Source organism: Rhodococcus sp. UNC363MFTsu5.1, from assembly GCF_000686785.1.
Lineage (GTDB): Bacteria > Actinomycetota > Actinomycetes > Mycobacteriales > Mycobacteriaceae > Rhodococcus_G > Rhodococcus_G maanshanensis.
The window spans coordinates 127558-148668 of sequence record NZ_JMLO01000006.1 but is presented as its reverse complement, the minus strand read 5'-3'; the positions used below and the strand labels follow the sequence as shown (position 1 = coordinate 148668).

Annotated in this window: 20 protein-coding genes; 17 read left to right on the top strand and 3 right to left on the bottom strand. The window is 70.3% G+C overall.

The features are described 5' to 3' along the window. Positions 1 to 10: 10 nt before the first annotated feature. From BR31_RS0110480 to BR31_RS0110465, 4 genes are read left to right on the top strand one after another with little or no spacing between them, the layout of a single operon-like run. Positions 11 to 1411 carry a PepSY-associated TM helix domain-containing protein gene (locus BR31_RS0110480; protein ID WP_027500919.1) on the top strand — a complete coding sequence of 467 codons (1401 nt, stop codon included), beginning with the start codon at positions 11 to 13 and terminating at the stop codon, positions 1409 to 1411. Next, on the top strand, positions 1408 to 1992 hold the full coding sequence (locus tag BR31_RS28175; protein ID WP_051637279.1) for a copper resistance CopC family protein: 585 nt from the start codon (positions 1408 to 1410) through the stop codon (positions 1990 to 1992). The genes BR31_RS0110480 and BR31_RS28175 overlap by 4 nt, the downstream gene beginning before the upstream one ends. After that, positions 1989 to 2513: a copper chaperone PCu(A)C gene (locus BR31_RS0110470; RefSeq protein WP_027500918.1), complete on the top strand. Its 525-nt coding sequence runs from the start codon at positions 1989 to 1991 to the stop codon at positions 2511 to 2513. The genes BR31_RS28175 and BR31_RS0110470 overlap by 4 nt, the downstream gene beginning before the upstream one ends. Next, entirely contained in the window at positions 2506 to 3714 is a 1209-nt protein-coding gene (locus tag BR31_RS0110465; protein WP_027500917.1) for a Dyp-type peroxidase, read from the top strand. The genes BR31_RS0110470 and BR31_RS0110465 overlap by 8 nt, the downstream gene beginning before the upstream one ends. Here the strand turns inward: BR31_RS0110465 and BR31_RS0110460 are convergent, their stop codons facing one another. Beyond that, positions 3715 to 5355: an ABC-F family ATP-binding cassette domain-containing protein gene (locus BR31_RS0110460; protein ID WP_027500916.1), complete on the bottom strand. Its 1641-nt coding sequence runs from the start codon at positions 5353 to 5355 to the stop codon at positions 3715 to 3717. A gap of 61 nt (positions 5356 to 5416) precedes the next feature. Between BR31_RS0110460 and BR31_RS0110455 the strand changes: the two genes are divergently transcribed. Next, positions 5417 to 6268: an aldo/keto reductase gene (locus BR31_RS0110455; protein WP_197023586.1), complete on the top strand. Its 852-nt coding sequence runs from the start codon at positions 5417 to 5419 to the stop codon at positions 6266 to 6268. 27 nt (positions 6269 to 6295) lie between these two features. Here the strand turns inward: BR31_RS0110455 and BR31_RS0110450 are convergent, their stop codons facing one another. Then, positions 6296 to 6661 carry a hypothetical protein gene (locus BR31_RS0110450; RefSeq protein WP_027500914.1) on the bottom strand — a complete coding sequence of 122 codons (366 nt, stop codon included), beginning with the start codon at positions 6659 to 6661 and terminating at the stop codon, positions 6296 to 6298. Positions 6662 to 6841: 180 nt separating this feature from the next. Between BR31_RS0110450 and BR31_RS0110445 the strand changes: the two genes are divergently transcribed. The 3 genes from BR31_RS0110445 (at position 6842) to BR31_RS0110435 (ending at position 10409) form a co-directional block, all read left to right on the top strand. Further along, complete coding sequence (locus BR31_RS0110445; protein ID WP_027500913.1) at positions 6842 to 8614, top strand: hypothetical protein; 1773 nt, start codon at positions 6842 to 6844, stop codon at positions 8612 to 8614. Positions 8615 to 8720: 106 nt separating this feature from the next. Then, positions 8721 to 9356, top strand: coding sequence for a relaxase domain-containing protein (locus tag BR31_RS0110440; protein ID WP_027500912.1), 636 nt, complete (start codon positions 8721 to 8723; stop codon positions 9354 to 9356). Positions 9357 to 9506: 150 nt separating this feature from the next. Further along, on the top strand, positions 9507 to 10409 hold the full coding sequence (locus tag BR31_RS0110435) for an AraC-like ligand-binding domain-containing protein (protein ID WP_037176192.1): 903 nt from the start codon (positions 9507 to 9509) through the stop codon (positions 10407 to 10409). A 10-nt stretch (positions 10410 to 10419) separates the two neighbouring features. Here BR31_RS0110435 and BR31_RS0110430 read toward each other — a convergent pair whose 3' ends face one another. Then, positions 10420 to 11508 (bottom strand): NAD(P)-binding domain-containing protein, encoded by a 1089-nt coding sequence (locus tag BR31_RS0110430; protein ID WP_027500910.1) that lies wholly within the window; start codon positions 11506 to 11508, stop codon positions 10420 to 10422. A gap of 39 nt (positions 11509 to 11547) precedes the next feature. Between BR31_RS0110430 and BR31_RS0110425 the strand changes: the two genes are divergently transcribed. From BR31_RS0110425 to BR31_RS0110385, 9 genes are all read left to right on the top strand, one after another. Next, a complete protein-coding gene (locus tag BR31_RS0110425; RefSeq protein ID WP_027500909.1) occupies positions 11548 to 12279 on the top strand; it encodes an enoyl-CoA hydratase in 732 nt (243 codons plus the stop codon). Beyond that, on the top strand, positions 12276 to 13394 hold the full coding sequence (locus tag BR31_RS0110420) for an MBL fold metallo-hydrolase (protein WP_037176191.1): 1119 nt from the start codon (positions 12276 to 12278) through the stop codon (positions 13392 to 13394). Before BR31_RS0110425 ends, BR31_RS0110420 begins: the two co-directional genes overlap by 4 nt. Before the next feature lie 44 nt (positions 13395 to 13438). Beyond that, positions 13439 to 15931: an HAD-IC family P-type ATPase gene (locus tag BR31_RS0110415; protein ID WP_081830404.1), complete on the top strand. Its 2493-nt coding sequence runs from the start codon at positions 13439 to 13441 to the stop codon at positions 15929 to 15931. 87 nt (positions 15932 to 16018) lie between these two features. Continuing rightward, the gene (locus BR31_RS0110410) at positions 16019 to 16207 is read left to right on the top strand and encodes an antitoxin (RefSeq protein WP_027500906.1); all 189 of its coding nucleotides are present in this window, start codon (positions 16019 to 16021) and stop codon (positions 16205 to 16207) included. A 22-nt stretch (positions 16208 to 16229) separates the two neighbouring features. Beyond that, positions 16230 to 16613, top strand: coding sequence for a thiol-disulfide oxidoreductase DCC family protein (locus BR31_RS28170; protein ID WP_037176189.1), 384 nt, complete (start codon positions 16230 to 16232; stop codon positions 16611 to 16613). A 3-nt stretch (positions 16614 to 16616) separates the two neighbouring features. Further along, positions 16617 to 18206, top strand: a complete 1590-nt coding sequence (locus tag BR31_RS0110400; protein ID WP_027500905.1) for a Na+/H+ antiporter — start codon at positions 16617 to 16619, stop codon at positions 18204 to 18206. A gap of 32 nt (positions 18207 to 18238) precedes the next feature. Next, entirely contained in the window at positions 18239 to 19465 is a 1227-nt protein-coding gene (locus BR31_RS0110395; RefSeq protein ID WP_037176272.1) for a lipase family protein, read from the top strand. Positions 19466 to 19508: 43 nt separating this feature from the next. After that, a complete protein-coding gene (locus BR31_RS0110390; RefSeq protein ID WP_027500903.1) occupies positions 19509 to 19883 on the top strand; it encodes an MmcQ/YjbR family DNA-binding protein in 375 nt (124 codons plus the stop codon). Continuing rightward, positions 19880 to 21082: a sensor histidine kinase gene (locus tag BR31_RS0110385; RefSeq protein WP_027500902.1), complete on the top strand. Its 1203-nt coding sequence runs from the start codon at positions 19880 to 19882 to the stop codon at positions 21080 to 21082. Before BR31_RS0110390 ends, BR31_RS0110385 begins: the two co-directional genes overlap by 4 nt. Positions 21083 to 21111: the final 29 nt, after the last annotated feature.

The window sequence follows — 21111 nt, the reverse complement described above, 5'->3', positions numbered from 1 at the left end:
AAGCGATGTCATGACCATCACCACCGAGCCCGGCGTGCCCAAATCCTCGCCGCCGGGCACCGAATCCTCGGCGCTGCGCAAGCTCCTGCTGCGGCTGCACTTCTACGCGGGCGTGTTCGTCGGCCCGTTCCTCCTGGTCGCGGCCCTCACGGGATTCGTATACGCGTTCGCGCCGACGCTGGAGAGGCTCGTCTACGGGAACTACCTCGAGGCGCCCGCGACGGATCACCCGCTGCCCGCGTCCGAGCAGCTGCGGGCCGCGCTCGACGGCCGCGACCCGTCCGCGGTCCTGTCGTTGCAGACCGCCGAGGCGGGCGGGTCGACCCGCGTGGTGTTCGAGGACCCCGGCGTCGGCTCGGGGGAGACGACGGTGTTCGTCGACCCGGGCAGCGGCAAAGTGCTCGGCGCGCTGGCGACGGACTCAGGGGACCTGCCGCTGCGGGCCTGGCTGTCGGCCCTGCACAAGAACCTGCATCTCGGTGAGGTCGGCAACCTCTACAGCGAGATGGCCGCGTCCTGGCTCGGCGTGATCGTGCTCGCCGGCCTGTATCTGTGGTGGACGAAGTACCGCCGTGACCGCGCGAACGGCCGGGGCCGGTTGCTGACGGTTGACCGGTCGCTGACCGGCCGCAGGAGCACGCTGAACTGGCACGGGGTCGTCGGTGCCTGCGCCGCGATCGGGTTGATCTTCCTCTCCATCACCGGACTGACCTGGTCGGACAACGCAGGCGAGAACGTGAAGACGCTCCGCACCGAGATGAGCTGGACCACCCCGAAACTGGACACCACGCTGGGGGCGAGCCCGGCCGCGCCCGCGGGCGAGCACGCGGGGCACGGCGCTCCGGTCGCTCCTGTCACCGACGGCGCACCGGCGGACCCGTCGGCCGTCGACGGCGTGCTGGCCGTTGCTCGCGACCAGGGTCTGACCGGATCGCTGTCCGCGACGATCCCGGCCAGCGCCGCGAAGGCCTGGGCGGTGAAGGAGACCGCGACGGGCGGCGACTCGATCGCGGTCGACGCCAGGACGATGCAGGTCACCGACGAGCTCCGGTTCGCGGACTGGCCGCTGGCCGCCAAGCTCAGCTCGTGGGGGATCGCAGGCCACATGGGCACGCTGTTCGGCATCGCCAACCAGCTGCTGCTCGGGGCACTCGCGCTGTCGCTGATCACGCTGATCGTGACCGGCTACTGGATGTGGTGGCAGCGGCGTCCCCGCCGCTCGGAGGGGTTCGCGCTCGGCACCGTGCCGCGCCGCGGCGCCATGCGGCGGCTGCCATGGCCGGCCATCGGCGGTATCGCGGTGGTCGCGGTTGCCGTCGGCATCTTCGTGCCGCTGCTCGGACTCTCGCTGCTCGGCTTCCTCATCGTGGACATGCTGCTGGGGCTGCGTTCGAGGCGGCAACCGGCATGAGGCGGGCGGCGATCGCCCTGCTGCTGGCACTGGGCGCGGTCGTGCTGACCGCGCCGGTGGCGTCGGCGCACTCCGAGCTGCTGTCCTCGTCTCCCGCTCGCGACGGCGTGCTTGCGGAACCGCCAACCGAGGTCGTGCTGACCTTCTCCACGGCGGTGCAGTCGACCGGTGCCGCGGTCGTGGTCACCACCGCGGATGGGACCCGTCTCGACGACGGCCCGGTCAGGCGCGACGGAGCCAGGATGATCCAGCGGGTGAAGGCCGGCTCCGGGGCCGTCGACGTCCGCTGGCGGGCGGTGTCCGAGGACGGGCACCAGCTCACCGGGACCTTCGGCTACGCGGTGGGTGCGCCCGCCGGGGCGGCGGGTGTCGAGGCGACGCCGACCCCACCCGCTGGGCAGCAGGCGGTCGCGCCGGCACCGGACGTGCAGTCGTCCGCGGCGGAGCCGTCGCCGCTGTACCGCCGCCTGCTGGGGCCGGCCGCCCTGGTGATCGCCGCGCTCGCGCTCGCGGTCGCCGCGTGGCGCTCCGGAAGACACTCCAAGACAAACGAACTCGTATCGAAGGAACAACAATCATGAGCAACAACATCTTCTCTCGCCGGCGGATGCTGGCCGCGGGCGCCGCTCTGTCCATGGGACTCGCCCTCGCCGGCTGCTCGTCGGACTCCGACAACGCGGCCGAGAGCGCTCGGCCGGCGGCCGAGTCGGTGACCCTGACCGAGTCCTGGGTGAAGGCGGCCGACAGCGGGATGACCGCCGCCTTCGGCACCCTCGTCAACGAATCGGGGACCGAAGCGACCCTGGTCGCGGTGAGCAGCCCGATCTCGCCTGCCGTCGAGGTGCACGAGATGGCGATGGGCCCCGACGGCGCGATGGTGATGCGGAAGAAGGAGGGTGGGGTGTCCATCCCCGCCTCGGGTACGCACAAGCTCGAACCAGGGGCGGACCACATCATGTTCCTCCGCCTGCCCGCTCCCGTGAAGGCGGGCACCGACGTGCCGCTGACGCTCACCTTCGGTGACGGGTCCACCTCCGAGACCACGGTCCAGGTAAGGGATTTCACCGGAGCCAACGAGAGCTACGAAGGGAATCATGGCTGAGCTGAGCCGGCGCCGCCTGCTCAGCGCCGGTGCCGTCGTTCTCGGCGGCACCGGCCTGGCCTGGGGCGCACGCGAGGTCACGCTCGACCAGGGGCCGCAGGCGGCGCCGCCAGCGGCAACCGAGTCGGAGGTCGAGCCCTTCTACGGCACGCATCAGGCGGGCATCGCCACGGCGCCGCAGGCGCACTCGACGTTCGTGGCGCTCGATCTCCGGCCGGAGGTGGACCGGGCCGCGCTGATCCGGTTGCTGAAGGTGTGGACCGAGGACGCGGCCCGGCTCACCGAGGGCAGGGCGGCGCTGGCGGACACCGAACCGGACCTGGCCACCGAGCCGACCCGGCTCACGGTCACGGTCGGGTTCGGCCCCGGAGTGTTCCGGGCCGGGAATGTCGAGCATTTGCGCCCTGCGTGGCTGCGTCCGCTGCCCCCTTTCGCGGTGGACCGACTCGAGGACCGGTGGAGCGGAGGGGATCTGCTGCTCCAGGTCGGCGCGGAGGATCCGGTCACCGTTGCGCACGCGCTGCGGGTGTTGCTCAAGGGCGCTGCGGGATTCGGCACGGTGCGCTGGACCCAGCGCGGCTTCCGCCGGGCCCGCGGCACGCAGGCCCCCGGCACCACGATGCGGAACCTGTTCGGTCAGGTGGACGGCACGGTGAACCCCTCGCCGGGTACCGCGGACTTCGCGGATCTTGTCTGGGACAACGGGTCCGGGCAGGCGTGGATGGCGGGCGGAACCTCGGCGGTCATCCGGCGCACCCACCTCGACCTGGACGAGTGGGACAAGGTGGACCGGCCGGGGCGCGAGCAATCGGTCGGGCGCAGACTGTCGGACGGGGCGCCGCTGACCGGCGACTCGGAACACGACGAGCCCGACTTCGCGGCGGTGGGCGCGAGCGGGTTCCCGGTGATCCCGGAGTTCTCGCACATCGCCAGGGCCAGGTCGGCGGACCCGCGGCAGCGGATCCACCGACGCGGGTACAACTACGACGAGGCGCCTGCCGGCGGTGAGATCTCGGACTCGGGCCTGATCTTCGTCTGCTACCAGGCCGACGTCGATGCCCAGTTCGTGCCCATCCAGCAACGCCTTTCGGAGCTGGACATGCTGAACCAGTGGACCACGCCGATCGGGTCCGCGGTGTTCGCGATCCCGCCCGGCTGCGCCAAGGGTGGCTACATCGGTCAGCAGCTCTTCGGTAGCTGATCAGGCTTCGGTGAGCTGACCGCCGTCCATCCGCCACCGGCGGGTGCTGCGCATCGTGTCCAGCATCCGCCGGTCGTGGGTGACCAGGAGCAGCGTGCCCTCGTACTCGTCCATCGCGCGCTCGAGCTGCTCGATGGCGGGCAGGTCCAGGTGGTTGGTCGGCTCGTCGAGGACCAGCAGGTTCACCCCGCGGGCCTGGAGCAGAGCCAGTGCGGCCCTTGTCCGTTCGCCGGGCGAGAGTGAGCTCGCCGACCGCAGGACGTGCGCGCCGCGCAGGCCGAACTTGGCGAGCAGGGTTCGCACCTCGGCGTCGGGCCAGTCGGGAACCTGGGCGCCGAACGCCGACGCGAGGGCTTCGTCGCCCTCGAACAGCCCACGGGCCTGGTCGACCTCACCGACCGCGACCCCGGACCCGAGCGCCGCGGTGCCCTCGTCGGGGACCAGCTTGCCCAGCAGCAGACGCAACAGTGTCGTCTTGCCCGAACCGTTTGGCCCGGTGATGAGAACCCGGTCGCCCCATTCGATCTGGGCGCTGATCGGCCCCAGTCGGAATGTTTCACGCTGAACAACCGCGCCGCTGACGGTGGCCACCACGGTGCCGCTGCGCGGGGCGTCCGCGATCTGCATGCGCAGCTCCCACTCCTTGCGGGGCTCCTCGACCACCTCGAGCCGTTCGATCCGGCGCTGTGTCTGCCTGGCCTTCGCGGCCTGCTTCTCGGTGGACTCGGAGCGGGCCTTGCGTCCCATCTTGTCGGAGTCGGCGCCCTTGGCCTTCCGTCGTGCGTTGCGGACACCGTGCTCGAGCCAATTGCGCTGCATCTGAGCGCGATCCTCGAGACCGGCCTTGGTGTCGGCGTACTCCTCGTAGCGTTCCCGCGCATGCTGGCGGGCGATGGCCCGCTCCGCGAGGTATGCCTCGTAGCCGCCGTCGTACACCGCGATCTGCTGCTGGGCGAGGTCGAGCTCGACGATCCCGGTCACGGTACGTGCCAAGAACTCTCGATCGTGGCTGACCACCACGATGCCGGTCCTGGCCTCCGCGACGAACCGTTCGAGCCGCTCGAGGCCGTCGAGATCCAGGTCGTTGGTCGGTTCGTCGAGCAGCAGCACGTCGTATCGGGAGAGCAGCAGCGAGGCCAGCCCCGCCCGTGCGGCCTGACCGCCGGACAGCGCGGTCATCTCCGCGTCGAGCCCGACGTCGAGGCCGAGGTCGCTCAGCACCTTCTCGGCGCGCTCGGACAGGTCGGCGCCGCCGAGGCCGAGCCACCGCTCGAGCGCGTGCGAGTACCGGTCGTCGCCGCCCTCCTCCGCCAGCGCCTCCGCGGCCGCGTTCATCTCCTCTTCGGCCCCGGTGACGCCGGTGCGCCTGCCGAGGAATCCCTCGACACTCTCGCCGGCGAGGCGCTCGGGTTCCTGAGTGAGATGTCCCACGGTGGCGTGCGGCGGGCTGAGCGTCACCGCGCCCTCGACGTCGGCGGTGCTGTGGCCGGACAGGATGGAGAGCAGGGTCGACTTGCCCGCGCCGTTGGCGCCCACCAGCCCGATCACGTCGCCGGGGGCCACGACGAGGTCGAGCCCGGAGAAGAGGGTGCGCTCGCCGCGGGATGCGGACAGCCCGTCGGCGTGCAGTGTTGCGGTCATGGCGACGATTGTCTCAGTCGCGCGGGGAACAAGGCTCCGACGGCGGGGGTTGATCCGTTGCATGACCTCTGTGAGCCCTGTCCCGAACGTGACGTTGAACGACGGCAACACCATCCCGCAGCTCGGCTTCGGGGTGTGGCAGGTGCCCGACGACGAGAGCTACACGGCCGTCACCAGCGCATTGAGCATCGGCTACCGGAGCATCGACACCGCGGCCATCTACGGCAACGAGGTCGGTACCGGCCGGGCGATCGCGGACTCCGGAGTGGCGCGGGACGAGTTGTTCATCACGACCAAGCTGTGGAACGGCGCGGGGGAGACCTGGACGACGGACTCGGTCCGCCGCGAGTTCGACGCCTCCCTCGAGCGGCTCGGCCTCGACTACCTCGATCTTTACCTGATCCACTGGCCCCGCGCGATGCGCGAGGACTACATCGCCATCTGGCGTGCCTTCGCCGAGCTGAAGGCGGAGGGGCGAGTGCGCTCGATCGGTGTCTCCAACTTCCAGACCGCGCAGCTGAGCCGGATCATCGACGAAACGTCCGTTGTGCCCGCGATCAACCAGATCGAGGTGCACCCGGACTTCGCGCAGCCGGAGCTGCGGGCCTTCCACGCCGACCACGGCATCCTCACCGAGGCGTGGTCGCCCCTCGGTCAGGGCGGTGCGTTGCTCGACGACCCGGCGCTGGCCCGGATCGCCGAGAAGCATCAGCGTTCCACCGCGCAGGTGGTGCTGCGATGGCACCTCCAGCTCGGCAACGTCGTCATCCCGAAGTCCGTGACGCCGTATCGGATCCGGCAGAACATCGAGGTGTTCGACTTCGAGCTCGATGCGGATGACCTCGCCGCGATCGCCGGTCTCGACGTCGGTAACCGGCTGGGACCGGACCCGGACGAGTTCGACATGGGGTGATCCCCGCGGCGGCCCGGCGTCGGACGGTCAGAAGTTCATGGTCAGGTTGTGGCGACCGGATTTCATCCAGCCGGTGACCACGGCCCGCTCCGCCTGCTCGGCTGTTCCGCCGCACCCGACGAGAAGTCGGAATCGCTCGGCTTCATAGGACGTGTACGAATACTCGCGCATCCATCCGTGGCCGCCGACCGGGTTGTCGAGTTCCGCCCATCCGGATTCGCCCTTGTCGGCGACCACCCATACCGCCACCGGTGGCGAGTTCCGCGGACCCTGCTTGCAGCTCACCGTCCCGAAGACGGTCCGTGGGGTCAGGGCCTGGGCGGCCGGTGCCGCGAGGGCGGCCGGCACAGCGACGAGTGCGGCGGCGGTGGCGGCAAGCTTGAGGAAACGCATCTGGGTCCTCTCGGTCGCACGGGACTCTCGGCAACACCAAGCACTGATCCTAGCCAGCGTCCGCACGTCTGCGTGCTCAATACCGGCACTAATGTCGGGGACACCATGCGCGCAGAAACGCTCCCCGCGGACCGGGCCCACGCCCCGGTCCCGGAGCAGGCCGCCGACGGGCGGCCCCGGATGTCTCGCTGGTGGCCGCTGTCCGGCACCCGGGTCCTGCAGATCGCGTTCGCCCTGATCGGGCTGCAGTTGGTCGTGCGCGGCCTGGTCCTGAGCCGCGGTTACTTCTACTGGGACGACCTGATCCTGACCGGCCGGTCCGGATCCATGTCGCTGCTGTCGTCGCAGTTCCTGTTCTACGACCACGACGGTCACTTCATGCCTGCGGCCTTCCTCGTCGCCGGGATCGCAACCAGGTTGGCGCCGTACAACTGGCTGGGGCCTGCGCTGATGTTGCTCGTGCTCCAGGCGTTGGCCTCGTTGGCCCTGCTGCGACTGCTCCGGCTGATCCTCGGTCGCCGCCCGGCCGTCCTCATCCCGTTGGTGTTCTACCTCTTCTCGCCGCTCACCCTGCCCGCCTTCGCCTGGTGGGCCGCCGGCCTCAACGCGTTGCCGCTGCAGATCGGTCTCGCCTGGGTGGCGGGGGACGCGATTCGGTTGTGCCGCACCGGCAGTGCGCGCTACGCGATCTCCGGGTTCCTGGTGTTCGCCGCGTCGTTGCAGTTCTTCGAGAAGGCGGTGCTGGTTCCCCTGGCGGCCTTCGTCGCGGTCGCGTTGATCTACCGGGTCGACGGCCTGGCGCGGCCGATTCGCGCGGCGGCCACCAGGGGGGCGCTCCTCTGGGCGCCCACGCTGCTCCTCGCGGTCGTGTGGTCGCTCATCTACCGCCTCACCGTCACGATCGATCTCGCCCCGTACGACCGCGCGTCGGCGACCGAGATGGTCTGGCACGCGACGTCGAAGGGGCTGATTCCGGCGCTCTTCGGTGGCCCATGGACCTGGGACCGCTGGCCACCGAGTCCGCCGTGGGCGGACCCGTCCGCGGTGCTCATCGGCGTCAGCGGGGTCCTCGCCGCCGCCGTTGTCGTCGCGACGATCGTCTGGAAGCGCCGGGTCGCGTTGGTGTGGATCGCAGTGGGGGCCTATGCGTTCGCCTCGATCGCGGCGATGGTGGTCACCAGGTCGGGTGCGGATACGACCTTCGAGCTCGGGCAGACGCTGCGCTACCTGACCGACAGCGCCGTCATCATCGCCATCGCGCTGGCCGTCACCCTGCGTGCCCCCGCCCGAACGGCAAGGGCGGGTTCGGGGCGTGGACCGACGCCGACGGTGGCGCTGATGTCCGCGTTCGTCGCGGGCAGCCTCGTCTCGACCGCGACCTTTGCCGACAGCTGGCGGGACGACACGACACGCGACTACCTGGCCAACGCGCGCTCGGCGCTCGCGGAGCATCCCGATGTGCCGCTGCTGGAGCAGCCGACGTCGATCTGGGTGCTCCTACCCGTCGCTCATCCACACAACCTGGTCAGTCACGTCCTCGGGCCGTTGCCGGATCGCCCCGAGTTCGCAGCTGCCACGCCGGAGCTGCGCATGCTCGACGACGACGGCAGGCTGGTCGACGCGGAGGTGACCTGGGTCCGGACCATCGATCCTGGTCCCGAGCCGGGCTGTGGGCACCGCATCGGAACGGACATTTCCGAGCTGCCGCTCGACGGACCGCTGGCCGGCTGGGAGTGGACCGTTCGGCTGAACTACCTGGCCTCGGCGGACGGTGAGATCACGGCATCGCTCCAGCAGGGGGACCCGGTGACGGTTCCGGTTCGGCGGGGGCCGAACAGTGTCTTCGTCCGGCTGACGGGTGGCGGTGACCTGCTCGAGCTCCGCGCGATGGAGCCGGACCTGACGCTGTGCGTCGGATCCGGACCCGTTGGAGTGGTGGTTCCGAGCCCGTGATCGGACTGGGTGATCCGCGCATGGGGATTCGACGATTCGCGCACCAGGGTCACAATTGGGTATTCGGTGCGGTCTGAACGCTTGTCCGGATGCCATCATGCCCGCTATGACGTGGGTTATCGCACACGCGGATTCGGTTCCGCCGCTCCAGTGTCCCGACATCTCCCGGCTGCATTGGATCGGGTCGTCGACCGTTGGACCGGAGTTCGTGCACCCGCCCGAGATGCGCGTCGTGGAGTGGCTGTTCGGGGAGGGCTGCGGTGTGCGGCGCGAGAGCGCGTCGGTGTCGGCGCTCGAGGTGACCTTCACCCCGCCGAGATCGGTTCTGCGCGCGGCATTCGGAGGAAGGTTGCGCGACCGCCTGGATGCGGTCCTTGCCGCCCATGAGCACGCGGTCGAGGAGACGTTGGCGACCTGGGAGCGGCACGCGACGGCCGTCAGGTTCGACACCTGTGCGGGAGTCGAGTGGTGTCCCGCGGTGGGTCTGGCCGGGCTGTCGGAGATCGAGATCTGCGTCGAGCGACAGCTGATCTGCACCCGCTTGCATGTGTCCACCGTGGCGCTGACCCTGGACGACGCCCAGTGGCGCACGCTCGTGGTGGAGCGGTTCCTGGACTGGCAGACGCACGCCTGGTCCCAATACCAGCGACTGCTCACCTTGGGTGTGCGGCGGTCGCTCGGTTGGGGATTCGAGTTCGCTCCGCTGACGCGAACGCGCCAGGTGGTGGCCGACGCGGGCTGATCGACTGCCGGTGGGGTCCGTGCCGTTGCGTTATGGTGCCTACGGAAACTCATGTCGGGGGGCACGGGCGACACGGGGGAAGAATTGAACGATGGCAGGGCGACGCTGCAGACCGCGGGTCTGACGCAGCGGTTTCATGGCGGACTTCACATGCGCGGGGCCGACGGGATCGAGATGCTCTCGGGGATCTGCCGATTCAGCGCCGAGCAGCCGTCACAGTTCAGAGCGACGATGGGGTCGACCGACTTCGGGACGATCCGCGTGAATCGGATGAAGTCGACCGCGGTCAGGGCGGTTCGCACCCGCACCCTGCTGGATGACGAGATGGGTGACTACGTCTCGGTGGCGACCATCCGGTCGGGCACCGTTGGCGTGGAACAGGATCGGACCTCGGCTCGGGGCGCCGCGGGAGATCTCACGTTCGTCGACTTCGGGCGTGAGTTCGAGCTCGACGTGGCCGCAGGTAGCGAGGTCGTCTTCGTCTATCTCCCTCGCCTGCTGCTCACGGAGAGGTCGATCGACACCCGAAGGCTCACCGGCGCTGTCATTCCCGGATCGCCTGTCGGCAGCGCGCTGGCGGGGATGCTGGAGCCGCTCACCCGCCACCACCCGAACACCCTCGCCGAACAGTCGCTGATCGAGCACGCGATCGTGGATCTGGCGCTTGCGGTGATCCAGCCATCGGCGGACGAGGAGCCGGCGCCGGAGGAGATGGCCGTCGGCAACAGGGCCAGGGTGTACGACTTCATCGAACGCAATTTCACCGACCCGACGCTCAGCGTCGATCGCGTTGCCGCGGGGATCAACGTCAGCCCTCGCTACCTCCACAAACTCATGGAGGGCGACGGCATCTCGGTCTACGGGATGATCCGCAGGCGGCGGGTCAGGCACGGCATCGACCTGCTCTCGGACCCGGGCACGGCGCACCTGTCGGTCGGCCAGATCGCGCGCAGGAGCGGGTTCACCGGGTTGAGCCAGTTCGGCCGCGCCGTCAGGGACCTCGCCGGTGAGTCGCCGCGGCAGATCCGGCAACGGGCGGTGGCCTCGGCCTGACGACGGCCCGCTACCGGCCGGTGCCGCCCAGATGCTCGACCAGCTCCGCCGCGGCCGCCCGCCCGCCGCGGTTCGCCCCGATCGTGCTCGCGGACGGGCCGTACCCGAGCAGGTGGATGCGCGGGTCGGACGCGACCTGCGTGGCCAGCCGCCCGGTCATGGTGATCCCGCCGCCTGGCCCGCGCAGCCGGAGCGGGGCCAGGTGGTCGAGCGAGCTGCGGAAGCCGGTACACCACAGGATCACGTCGGCGCGGCGTTGCGTGCCGTCCGCCCAGCGCACCCCGTCCGCGGTGATCTCGCTGAACATCGGCAGTCGCGCGAGCGCGCCACGGGCGCGGGCGGCCCGGATCGCAGGGGTGACCGGCAGCCCGGTCACCGACACCACCGAGCCGGGCGGCAGGCCGCGCCGCACCCGGTCCTCGACCACCGCGACCGCGGCCCTGCCCTCCTCCGCGGTGAAAGGCTCCTCCCGGAACTGTGGGACGCTGCGGGTCACCCAGGTGGTGGAGGTGACCAGGGAGATCTCGTCGAGCAGTTGCACGGCGGAGATGCCGCCGCCAACGACGACCACGTGCCGACCCTCGAACTCGGCGGCGCTCTGGTAGTCCCTGGTGTGCAGCTGGCGCCCCTGGAACAGCTCGGCTCCCGGGTAACGCGGGATGAACGGGCGCTCCCAGGTGCCGGTGGCGTTGATGATCCCGCGGGCGGTGACGGTGCCGGAGTCGGTCTCGAGGGTGAGCAGACCGTCGCCCGCCCGATCGCACACCACCCTGGTATGCACAGGCCGGTGCACCGGCAGTTCGAAGCGGCGCTCGTACTCGGCGAAGTACCGCGGCACCGCCTCCGCGGCGCGCACCTCGGCGGGTGCGGTGCCGTCCAGGACATCGGTGAACGGCATGCCGGGCAGGTCGTGCACACGATTGACGGTGCTCAATGTCAGTGAGGGCCAACGAAACTGCCACGCGCCGCCGGCGCCGCCTGCGTGGTCGAGAATCATGAATCCGGCATCGGGCTCGAGTCCGAACCGGCGCAGGTAGTAGCCCGCGGACAGGCCTGCCTGCCCGGCGCCGATGACCACGACGTCCGACCGTGTCTGCATGGTGGCAACCTCCCGGGTGAGAACGGTACGGTCAATCACATGATCGGGACCAGCCGCGACGGTGATGTGGTGACCATCGAGCTCCAGCGAGAGGAGCGGCGGAACGCTCTGAACACCGAGCAATGCGTGCTCCTGCGCGATGCCGTCGACGAGGCCGTTGCCCTCGGGGCGCGGGCGATCGTGCTGACCGGGCAGGGCTCCGCGTTCTGCGCGGGCGCCGACCTGTCCGGTGACGTGTACGCGGACGGCTTCACCGACACCCTGCTCGAGATGCTGCACACCATCGACGGGGCGCCGATCCCGGTGATCGCGGCGGTGAATGGCCCCGCCGTCGGTGCGGGCACCCAGCTCGCCCTGGCCTCCGACCTGCGGGTCGTCGCCCCCGATGCCCATTTCGCGATCCCCGCCGCCAAGCTCGGCATCTCCGTCGACACCTGGACCGTGAAGCGGCTGGTGTCCCTCGCAGGCGGCGGACCGGCCCGCACGATGCTGCTCGGAGCCGAGTCGCTGTCCGCCGAGGAGGCGCTGACCGCGGGCCTGGCGAACAAGATCGGTGATCTCGCGGTCGCGCAGGACTGGGCCAAGCGCATCGCGGCGCTGGCCCCGCTGTCGCTGCGGCACCTCAAGATGGTGTTCAACGACGACGGCACCCAGGACGACCCGACTCCCGAACAGCTCAGCGCGCTGCAGGCCGCATGGCGCAGCGAGGACATGGACGAGGCCCGCCAGGCTCGGTGGGAGAAGCGGCAGCCGGAGTTCAAGGGCCGATGAGAATCGGGATCAAGGGCGCCATTGGGGCCGCGGCCGGCCTGGCAGGGGTCGCGGCGCTCGTGCGCGTCGGCACGGATCTGTCCTCGGCGATGGGCGCCTCGACCACAGCGATCGTGCCGCACGCGAAGGGTTCCGCCCGATACCGCGGCAAGCGGTTCCACAACAGCGAGCCCAGCAGCCAGTTCGTGACCACGGGCCCGAGCATCGTGACCTCGTTCCTCACCCGCGGCCGGCTGGGTCGCCCGCGGAGCCCGATCCCGCTGGCCACCCCGCTCGCACCCGCGCAGCCCGCCGAGCTGGCCGTCACCTGGTACGGACACTCCAGCGCGCTGATCGAGATCGACGGGCATCGGGTGCTCACCGACCCCGTCTGGAGCCATCGGGTCTCGCCCTCCCGGCTGATCGGGCCCGCCCGGCTGCATCCGACCCCGGTCGGGATCGAGGCCCTGCCGCAGATCGATGCCGTCGTCGTCTCGCACGACCACTACGACCATCTCGACAAGACCACCGTCATGGCGCTGGTGCGCACCCAGCGCGCCCCGTTCGTGGTGCCGAAGGGTATCGGGGCGCACCTGCGGCACTGGGGGGTGCCGGACGATCGGATCGTCGAGCTCGACTGGGACGAACAGGCGACGGTCGGTGCGCTGACCCTCACCTGCACCGAGGCGCGGCACTTCTCCGGCCGCGGGCTGGTGCGCAATCCGACGCTCTGGTCGTCCTGGGTGATCGCCGGACCGACGCGGGCGGTGTTCTTCGGTGGTGACACTGGTTACACCCCGAGGTTCGCGGAGATCGGCACGCGGCACGGCCCGTTCGACCTGACGCTGCTCCCGGTCGGTGCCTATGACGAGCACTGGCCGGACATCCACATGAACCCGGAGGAGGCGGTCCGGATGCACGCCGACCTCAACCGGGGCGAGCCGGGATCCGGCGTGCTGGTGCCGGTGCACTGGGCCACCTTCAACCTGGCCTTCCATCCCTGGGCGGAGCCGGTGACACGGCTGCTGGCGGCGGCGGGCGAGGTCGACACGAAGGTGAGCGTGCCGATGCCGGGACAGCGGATCGACGTGCTGCGCCCGGCCTCGCAGCGGCAGTGGTGGCTGCGGCTCGCATGAGCGAGGGGCGGCGGGGGTCCCCGGGTCTGACATAGCCTGGCGGCATGGCCCCCGACGAGAATTCCGGCGACGGTGTGACGGTCGCAACACTGACGGCAGGCGAGGTCGATGTCTCGACCGGATTGACCGCGGCGCAGGTATCGCGCCGGGTGGCGGACGGGCGGACCAATGACGTGCCCGGCCGCGCGAGCCGGTCGGTCAAGGAGATCGTCCGCGCCAATGTGTTCACCCGGATCAATGCGATCCTCGGTGTGCTGCTGATCATCGTGCTGTCCACCGGCTCGGTGATCGACGGCATGTTCGGGCTGCTGATCATCGCGAACAGCGCGATCGGCATCATCCAGGAGGTCAGGGCCAAGCAGACCCTCGACAAACTGGCGATCGTCAGTCAGGCCAAGCCCCAGGTCCGCCGCGACGGCGCCTCGGTGTCGGTGGCACCGAACGAGGTGGTTCTCGACGAGATCATCGAACTGGGCGCGGGCGATCAGATCGTGGTCGACGGCGCCGTGGTCGAGGGCGAGGTCCTCGAGGTCGATGAATCACTGCTGACCGGCGAGGCCGACCCCGTCCACAAGCGGCCGGGCGAGCAGGTGCTCTCGGGCAGTTTCGTGGTGTCGGGCAGCGGCGCCTACCAGGCCACGAAGGTCGGCAAGGACGCGTACGCGGCGAAGCTGGCGGCGGAGGCGAGCAAGTTCACCCTGGTGCATTCCGAACTGCGCAGCGGTGTCGACAAGATCCTCAAGTTCATCACGTACCTGATGATCCCCGCGGGCCTGCTGATCATCTACAACCAGTTGTTCGTCAGCGAGCAGAATCTGGGCACGGCGCTGAACGGCATGGTCGCGGCGCTGGTCCCGATGGTTCCCGAAGGCCTGGTGCTGATGACCTCGCTGGCCTTCGCGGTCGGCGTGGTCCGGCTCGGGCGCAGGCAGTGCCTGGTTCAGGAACTGCCCGCGATCGAGGGGCTCGCCCGCGTCGACGTGGTCTGTGCCGACAAGACCGGCACGCTGACCGAGAACGGGATGCGGTTGTCGGAGTTGCGTTCTCTCGACGGGGACGAGGCCTCGGCTCGCGACGCGCTCGCGGCGATGGCGGGGAGCGATCCCCGTCCGAACGCGAGCATGCTGGCGATCGCGGAGTCCTGTGACGGCGATCCCGGCTGGACCAGTACGGCCATCGCGCCGTTCACCTCCGCCAAGAAGTGGAGCGGTATCTCCTACGGCGACAACGGGAACTGGGTGCTCGGCGCCCCGGACGTGCTGCTCGACCCCGAGACCGACACCGCCCGTGAGGCCGAGGAGATCGGCGCGAAGGGCCTGCGCGTGCTCATGCTCGGCAGCAGCGACCTGCCCGTGGACGACGGCGCGGCACCGGGTCAGGTGACGCCGCGGGCGCTGGTGGTGCTCGAGCAGCGGGTGCGGCCCGACGCCAGAGAGACCCTCGAGTACTTCGCCGATCAGCACGTCCAGGTCAAGGTGATCTCCGGGGACAATGCGGTTTCGGTTGGCGCGGTTGCCGGTTCGCTCGGTTTGCCCGGCGGTGACCGCCCGGTCGACGCGAGGGAACTCCCGACCGAGCGGGAGGCGCTGGCCGACACCCTGGACACGGCAACCACCTTCGGTCGGGTGCGGCCGGATCAGAAGCGCGAGATGGTGGGAGCGCTGCAGTCGCGCGGCCACACGGTGGCGATGACCGGCGACGGCGTCAACGACGTGCTCGCGCTCAAGGACGCCGACATCGGGGTGTCGATGGGCTCGGGCAGCCCCGCGACCAGGGCGGTCGCCCAGATCGTGCTGCTGGACAACAAGTTCGCCACGCTGCCGTACGTGGTCGGCGAGGGGCGCCGGGTGATCGGCAACATCGAGCGCGTCTCGAACCTGTTCCTCACCAAGACCGTGTACTCGGTGTTGCTGGCGTTCCTCATCGGGCTCTCGGGGGTGCTCTCCCAGTTCTTCCACTTCGAGCCGATGCCGTACCCGTTCCTGCCGCGGCACGTCACGATCGCGGCCTGGTTCACGATCGGTATCCCGGCGTTCATCCTGTCGCTGGCGCCGAACAACGAGCGGGCACGCAGCGGGTTCGTCCCGCGGGTGATGCGGTTCGCGGTCCCGTCCGGCCTCGTCATCGGCGCCGCGACGTTCGTGGCCTACGCCCTGGTGTACGCGGGTCCGGAGGCCACCGAGACCCAGCGGGTGCAGGCAGGAACCACCGCCCTGATCACCCTGATCATGATCGCGCTGTGGGTGCTGGCCATCGTGGCGAGGCCGTACACGTGGTGGAAGGTGCTGCTGATCGCCGGGTCGGCCGGCGGATATCTCATCCTGTTCGGGCTGCCCTTCACCCGCGAGTTCTTCAAGCTCGACCCGTCGAACATCGGGGCCACCACCACCGCGCTCGTCTGTGGCGCGGTCGGCATCGTGCTTGTCGAGGTGTCGTGGTGGATCTCCGGTGCTATCCACGGTGAGCAGCGGCGGCTGTTCGCGCAGCCGGATGTCGGCGGCGTGACCGGCGCGGATGACCGGGATCCGGTGGCGTGACCACTGGATCTCTGTGAGACTGGGGGCGAAGCGGGGCAACGCCCCGGCGACCCAAGGTGCCCGCTCGGCACCGGAGGAGGACACGCTATGAGCTTCATGGACACCCTCAAGGGACTGTTCGGCAAGGGCAAGCAGGCCGCCGCCCAACACTCCGACAAGATCGAGGACGCCGTCGACAAGGCGGGGGACTTCATCGACCAGAAGACCGGCGGCAAGTACGCGCAGCACGTCGACAAGGCCCAGGATGCGGCCAAGAAGATCATCCCGAACGAGTAGCCGAGCCCACCCAGGAGCCGCAATGCCCGATCCTTCCCCGTACACGGTGGAGCTGCTGTTCGATCGGGATTGCGGCTTCTGCGTCCGTAGCGCGGAGTTCCTCGGCCGCATCGACCGCCGCGGCCGCGTCAGTACGTTCGCGCTCCAGCAGCGCGGCGCACCGGAGCGGTTCGGCGTCGACACCGATGCCGCGCTCGAGCAGGCGTGGGCGGTGGACTCGCGCGGCGACCGGTACGCGGGTGCGGGCGCCATCAACGCCGCGCTCTCGGGGGTGCTCGGCACCCGAATCCCGTTGTTCGTCTACCGGATCTGGGGTGTTCGCCAACTGCAGGACCGCGTCTACCGCTGGGTCGCGGCCAACAGGCACCGTCTGCCGGGTAAGGGTGGAAGCTGCGCGGTGGACTAGCGGATGACCCTCACCTGGCTGTTCCTCGTCGTGATCGTGGCCATGGCCGTGACGGGGTTCGCCAAGCGGTTCGACCTCCAGGTCCCGCTCGTGCTGGTCGCCATCGGAGGCGCCGCCTCCTTCATTCCCGGTCTCCCGCGCCTCGAGCTCTCGCCGGAGCTGATGCTCGGCGTCGTGCTGCCGCCGCTGCTGTACTCGGCGGCACTCGACTTCTCCTTCAGCACCTTTCGGCGAAACCTCGCCCCGATCCTGCGGCTCGGCATCGGCATGGTGGTCGTCACCACCTTCGCCGTCGGATGGTTCGCCAACTGGTTGGTGCCGGAGCTCACCCTTGGAGCCGCGCTCGTTCTCGGCGCCGTGGTGGCGCCCCCCGACGCCGTCGCGGCCGTCGCGGTTGGCCGGAAGCTGGGTCTGCCGCGTCGCATGATGGCCATTCTCAAGGGCGAGTCCCTGGTCAACGATGCTGCTGCGCTGACCCTGTTCGCCCTTGCGACCGCGGCGGTCACCGGCAGGAAGATCGCGATCGGGTCGCCGGTGCTGTACTTCCTCTACGAGGTCGTGGGCGGAGTTCTTGTCGGCCTTGTCCTTTCGATTGCCGTCCGGTTCGTCCGCGCGCGGATCGAGGACTCGCCGATGGAGACCGTGCTTGGGCTGTTGCTGCCTTTCGCCGCGTACTTCGCGGCCGAGGAGATCCACGCCTCCGGCGTGCTCGCCGTCGTCACGGCGGGGTTCGTCCTCGGACGCGACATCGGGGACGAGTCCGTCTCGACGCGACTGCAGGAGAGTGCGGTGTGGCCGACGATCGACCTGGTGCTGGAGACCTTCGTCTTCGCCTACATGGGTTTGCAGCTGAAGTTCGTGATCGAGGACGTACGCGACGAGGGGCTGCCCGTCCATCACATCTTCGCGTACGGGTTGGCGGTCCTCGCCCTGGTGATCCTGATTCGCCCCGTGTGGATCTTCGCCACCCAGGCCAGGAGTGAGGGTTGGCGCCAGAACCTGGTGATCTCCTGGGCGGGGATGCGCGGCGTCGTCACCCTCGCCGCCGCGTCCGGCGTGCCACTGACGACGCTGGCGGGCGACCCGTTTCCCGGCCGCGGCGTCATCGTGGCGATCGCCTTCACGGTGGCGGTGGGGACACTGCTGATCCAGGGCCTGACGCTGCCGCTGCTGATCCGGCGGCTCGACGTGGCCGATCCCGATGAGGAGCAGCGACTCGGCGAGCAGATGGCACTCGCTCGGCGGATCTCCCACGATGCCGCCGCGCAGTCCCTCGAGGAAGCGCTGCGGGATCCGCCTGCCGGGATACCGACCGCGGAGCTGTCGGCGCTCGTCGAGCGGGTCAGGAAGGTGTCCGAGGCCAGGGCGAACATGGACCGCGCCGAGGAGGTCAGCGAATACGAGGCCAAGGCGTTGCGGGCGAGTGCGGTCTTCAACCGGTTGCGGCGTGGGGTTCTCCAGGATCAGCGGGCGGCGCTGATCGCGGCAAGGAACGCGGGTGAACTCGACGACGAGGTGCTGCGGGACGTGCTCGACGGGCTCGACATCGAAGAGGTGGCGGCGGAGTCGAGGGTGCGGCGGTCGCGGTGGTGAGCGCCCCGGCGCAGCTCGGGCACAATCGGATCGTGATCCGGACCAGAGCGATTCTCGCCGCGATCGCGTGTGCCGCGCTCGCCGCAGGCTGCTCCGACGCCCCCGCCGAGTCCGCGCGCGACGCCCTGACCGCGACCGCGGACGCGGCCGCCGCGGTCACGTCGGCCCCGGCACCGGTCGGCGACGAGCGAGGGGCGCTGATCGGGGACCAGCCGCTCGCCGAGACCGCGGCGGTCAGCCCGAACGGGCCGGTCACCGCCCGCGAGCTCGTCTACCGCTCCACCTCGGGCCTGGACGGCAGCGGAACCGAGGTGTCCGGCACGGTCTTCGTCCCGCCGGGCGCCGCGCCGGACGGCGGGTGGCCGATCGTCACGGTCGGGCACGGCACCACCGGCGTCACCGACGAGTGCGCGCCCTCGCGGTACCCCGACCTGCTCGGGGCCGTGGGCATGGTCACCGCACTGCTCGAGCGGGGCTATGTCGTCGTCGCCTCCGACTATCAGGGGCTCGGCACACCGGGACCGCACCCGTACCTGGAGCCGAAGTCCGCCGCCCACAACCTGATCGACGGGGTCAGGGCGGCGCGGGCCGCGGTGCCGAACACCTCGAACCGCTGGGCGGCGCTCGGTCTCTCGCAGGGCGGACAGGCATCCTGGTCCGCGGCCGAACACGCGGCCGGATACGGCGACGGGCTCGAGTTCGTCGGCGCGGCACACCTGTCCCCTGCGGCGGACCTGTCGCACATCGCCGACGACCTCGGCGGAATCCGGCTGACGCTGCCGCAACAGATCTTCCTGCCGATGTTGCTCGCAGGCAGCGAGGCGCAGCACGCGGGCCTCGATCCGGCGAACTACATCCGGGGCGCGCTTGCGGACAGTCGCGAGGCCTTGATGTCGTGCGGCCCGCGGGCGGCCGAGCGAAAATGGGATGCGGCGGTGCGGATCACCCGGGCGGACAGTCTTCCGCTGACCAGCGCCGACACCGATCGGATGCGGGCGTGGCTGGAGCGGATCGCATTGCCGCAGCACCGCACCGAAGCGCCGATGCTGGTGGTGGTCGGGGAATCCGACGACCTGATCCCCGCGGACTGGACCAGGGTGGCGGTGACGAAGGCCTGTGCGCTGGGCGACGTGATCGCGCTGGAGTCGCGGCCGGGCGAGGGGCACGCCGATGCGCGGGCCAACCCGGGGGCGGTGGCCTGGATCGCGGACCGGTTCGCGGGGGTACCCGCGCCGAACACCTGCCCCGGCACCCCGTGAGCGTCTCGCGTCGGCGACCGCCCGGCTGTCGTAGCGTCTACACATGACCGCGACCGGCCCGATCGACCGACTCCGTGAGCTGTGTCTGCGGATGCCGGAGGCGACGGAGCGGATCAGCCACGGCGAACCGGCCTGGTTCGTCCGCAAGGCCCCGCAGTTCGCGACCCTGGCCGACCACCATCACGACGACCGGCTGGCCTTCTGGGCGGCGGCGCCTGCCGGGGCGCAGTCCGATTGGGTGGCCCGTGACCCGGAGCGCTTCTTCGTGCCGCCGTACGTGGGCGGGCGCGGCTGGATCGGGGTATACCTCGACCGTCCGCAGGAATGGGACGACATCGCGGACATCGTCGAGGACGCGTACCGCACGGTCGCCCCGCGCAAGCTGCTCGCCCTGCTCGACGAGGGGCGGGACCGGTGACCGGCACCACCGCCGCGGTTCTGCTGGTCATCGTAGCCGCGGCCCTCGCGCTCGGCGCGTGGTGGCTGCGCAGCCGCAGGACGCTCACCACACCCGCGGAGCGGGCCGTGCACGCCACTCTGCACACGGCCGCCCTCGCCGCGAAACCGCTGCGCCGCGGCCTCGACGCCACGTCCGCGGCCGAGGCCGCACCGCACCTGCAGGCGCTGATCGGTGCCGATGCGGTCGCGCTGGCCTCCGCGGACGGGGTGTTGCTGGCCTGGAACGGGCCGCACGCGGACCTGGCCGAGCGGTTCCTGGAGGTCGGGCTGCGGGCGGTCGCCGGTGAGCGACGGGTGCTGGTCGAATCGGCCGAGCTAGGCAAGCCCGAGGTCGGGGCGTTGATCGCCCAACCGCTGCTGATCGAGGATTCCGGGGTCGTCGGCGTGATGGGCGTGCTGACCGCGGGGGTGCCCGGCCCCGGCCTGCTCGGGGCGATCACGGAGGTCGCCCGGTACGCGTGCAGCCAGATCGAGCTGGCCGAACTCGACGCGTCAAGGGCGCGACTGGACCGGGCCGAGGTGCGGGCCCTGCGGGCCCAGATCAGCCCGCACTTCATCTACAACGCGCTCAACACGGTGGCGTCCTTCGTCCGGACCGACCCGGACCTGGCGAGGGAGCTGATCCTCGAGTTCGCCGACTTCACCCGGTACTCGTTCCGGTCCGCTGGCGAGTACACCCTGCTGGCCGACGAACTGCGCAACATCGACCGGTACCTGACCCTCGAGCGGGCGCGGTTCGGCAAGGCCCTCGAGGTACGCCTGCAGGTCGCCCCCGAGGTGCTTGGCGTCGTGCTGCCGTTCCTTGCGTTGCAACCACTGGTGGAAAACGCCGTGCGGCACGGGATCTCGAGCAAGCCGGAGGGCGGAACGGTGAGCATCGTCGCGGCGGACGAGGGCACCGACTGCGTCATCAGCGTGGAGGACGACGGCGTCGGGATGGATCCCGAACTGTTGCGCTCGGGTTCGCTGGACGCGGTCGAGTCCGGCGGCGACCGGCCGAGCGCCAGGGAATCCGCCCACGTCGGCCTGGCGAACGTGGACGACCGGCTGCGTGCCGCGTTCGGGAACGACTACGGGCTGGTGGTGGAGACGGCGCCGGGCGCGGGCACGAAGGTGAGCATGCGGGTGCCGAAGTTCCGGCCGGGAATCCGGGCCTGAGCGTGACGGCGGGAAGGTCCACCCATGGC

Excerpts from the sequence above, each read along its gene's own strand:
- BR31_RS0110435 (WP_037176192.1), top strand. The coding sequence starts at position 9,507 with ATGCGCGGGGCCGACGGGATCGAGATGCTCTCGGGGATCTGCCGATTC.
- BR31_RS0110425 (WP_027500909.1), top strand. The coding sequence starts at position 11,548 with ATGATCGGGACCAGCCGCGACGGTGATGTGGTGACCATCGAGCTCCAG.
- BR31_RS0110470 (WP_027500918.1), top strand. The coding sequence starts at position 1,989 with ATGAGCAACAACATCTTCTCTCGCCGGCGGATGCTGGCCGCGGGCGCC.
- BR31_RS0110465 (WP_027500917.1), top strand. The coding sequence starts at position 2,506 with ATGGCTGAGCTGAGCCGGCGCCGCCTGCTCAGCGCCGGTGCCGTCGTT.
- BR31_RS0110445 (WP_027500913.1), top strand. The coding sequence starts at position 6,842 with ATGTCTCGCTGGTGGCCGCTGTCCGGCACCCGGGTCCTGCAGATCGCG.
- BR31_RS0110430 (WP_027500910.1), bottom strand. The coding sequence starts at position 11,508 with ATGCAGACACGGTCGGACGTCGTGGTCATCGGCGCCGGGCAGGCAGGC.
- BR31_RS0110480 (WP_027500919.1), top strand. The coding sequence starts at position 11 with ATGACCATCACCACCGAGCCCGGCGTGCCCAAATCCTCGCCGCCGGGC.
- BR31_RS0110440 (WP_027500912.1), top strand. The coding sequence starts at position 8,721 with ATGACGTGGGTTATCGCACACGCGGATTCGGTTCCGCCGCTCCAGTGT.
- BR31_RS28170 (WP_037176189.1), top strand. The coding sequence starts at position 16,230 with ATGCCCGATCCTTCCCCGTACACGGTGGAGCTGCTGTTCGATCGGGAT.
- BR31_RS0110455 (WP_197023586.1), top strand. The coding sequence starts at position 5,417 with ATGACCTCTGTGAGCCCTGTCCCGAACGTGACGTTGAACGACGGCAAC.
- BR31_RS0110390 (WP_027500903.1), top strand. The coding sequence starts at position 19,509 with ATGACCGCGACCGGCCCGATCGACCGACTCCGTGAGCTGTGTCTGCGG.
- BR31_RS0110450 (WP_027500914.1), bottom strand. The coding sequence starts at position 6,661 with ATGCGTTTCCTCAAGCTTGCCGCCACCGCCGCCGCACTCGTCGCTGTG.
- BR31_RS28175 (WP_051637279.1), top strand. The coding sequence starts at position 1,408 with ATGAGGCGGGCGGCGATCGCCCTGCTGCTGGCACTGGGCGCGGTCGTG.
- BR31_RS0110420 (WP_037176191.1), top strand. The coding sequence starts at position 12,276 with ATGAGAATCGGGATCAAGGGCGCCATTGGGGCCGCGGCCGGCCTGGCA.
- BR31_RS0110410 (WP_027500906.1), top strand. The coding sequence starts at position 16,019 with ATGAGCTTCATGGACACCCTCAAGGGACTGTTCGGCAAGGGCAAGCAG.
- BR31_RS0110460 (WP_027500916.1), bottom strand. The coding sequence starts at position 5,355 with ATGACCGCAACACTGCACGCCGACGGGCTGTCCGCATCCCGCGGCGAG.
- BR31_RS0110400 (WP_027500905.1), top strand. The coding sequence starts at position 16,617 with ATGACCCTCACCTGGCTGTTCCTCGTCGTGATCGTGGCCATGGCCGTG.
- BR31_RS0110415 (WP_081830404.1), top strand. The coding sequence starts at position 13,439 with ATGGCCCCCGACGAGAATTCCGGCGACGGTGTGACGGTCGCAACACTG.